The sequence below is a fragment of the Gammaproteobacteria bacterium genome, assembly GCA_003696665.1.
Taxonomy (GTDB): Bacteria; Pseudomonadota; Gammaproteobacteria; order Enterobacterales.
Map to the genome: position 1 here is coordinate 1 of RFGJ01000161.1, position 1260 is coordinate 1260.

The following is a 1260-nucleotide window of genomic DNA, read 5'->3' on the forward strand; positions in this document are numbered from 1 at the left end:
ATTCAGCAGCTGGACTGCTCTGTAAGAGTCCCTTCAGGAGCACTTGAAGAACAGTAAAGGGGGGAAGGGTGACCTTCCCTCCTTTGTCTTTTTCTGATGTCTATTCGCCCTTTTTTCAGAATTCTCCTTGTTGTTTTTCTCGTCTTGGGGGTTTTCTATCCCTCTCTCTTTGCTGAGCCTCTTTCTCTTGACGACACCAATCAGCTTATGGCTGTCTTTCATATGTCTTGGAGAGACGTTCCGGGGCTGTTTTTCTCTCGTGGCGGGCTCTATTATTATCGTCCACTCGTTATCCTTAGCTTTTTCCTGAATGATCAGTTTTGGGGATTGTCCTACCCATTTCTGCATCTGGGGAACATCCTTTTTCACCTAGGCACAGGGGTGTTGATGTGGCTGCTCCTGCGCAGGCTGATTTCGGATCGCAACTCATGGCTGCCGGAATTGACAAGCCTTTTTTTTCTGTTGCATCCCCTTGTAACCGAGCCGGTCAACTGGATTTCAGGCCGCACGGATCTGCTTGCAGGGCTGTTTGTTGCCGCAGCCTTTTTCGTCGCTCATGCCGATGAGTTCAAGGCGCGTCACGGGCGCGGTTTTGGGCTCGGCTTCTGTTTGCTTCTGGGGGGCATGGCAAAAGAGACGGCTTTGATGGCCGTATTTGTTCTTTTTGTGTCTGCATTTTGGCCGGGTTCTCCTTTCTATGAATCATGGCGAGCACACAGGCGATCGTTGTGCTTCTGGTTGGCGAGTGCGGTGGGGGTATATCTGATGCTGCGCACCGGTGGTTCCCTGGTAAGGGATGCTGGTTTGGTCTCTGCTGTTGCCGGTGCGCATGATGCTGCCCAGATCTCCCTGTTTAACAAGCTGGCGGGGGCGGTGAGAGCTCTGGGGTTCTACAGTCGAAAACTGGTGTGGCCGTTCCCTTTGAATCTGGCGATTGTCGAGATTCAGCGCAATATTTGCTTTATCTTCGGCTTGATCGCTGCTGGCGGACTTTTGGTTCTCGTGGCTATTCGGCGTGGTGTCGCGGGTTTTTGGGTCTTTTCCGCGTTCCTGTTTTTGGCCCCGGCTCTATTGGTTGGGGTTCAAAAAATGGCGTGGACACCACTGGCGGAGCGGTATCTTTATCTGCCGCTATTCTGCCTTAGCCTGGCTCTTTTTTCCGTGCTGGAGAACAAAAGACTTCTTTGGCAGAAATGTTTGGCGGTTTTGTTGCTTCCCATGGCCGTCATCAGCGTTCAACGCACTTATGTTTGGCAGAGC

The 1260-nt window shown here is 51.8% G+C and carries 2 protein-coding genes; one reads left to right on the forward strand and one right to left on the reverse strand.

What is annotated here, in order from left to right:
- Window positions 1-33 precede the first annotated feature (33 nt).
- The gene (locus D6694_04855; GenBank protein ID RMH45370.1) at window positions 34-348 is read right to left on the reverse strand and encodes a hypothetical protein; all 315 of its coding nucleotides are present in this window, start codon (window positions 346-348) and stop codon (window positions 34-36) included.
- Window positions 349-387: 39 nt separating this feature from the next.
- On the opposite strand from D6694_04855, the gene D6694_04860 reads away from it, so the two are divergent.
- Window positions 388-1260, forward strand: an 873-nt coding sequence (locus tag D6694_04860) for a hypothetical protein (protein ID RMH45371.1), incomplete at its 3' end; no start/stop codon positions are given.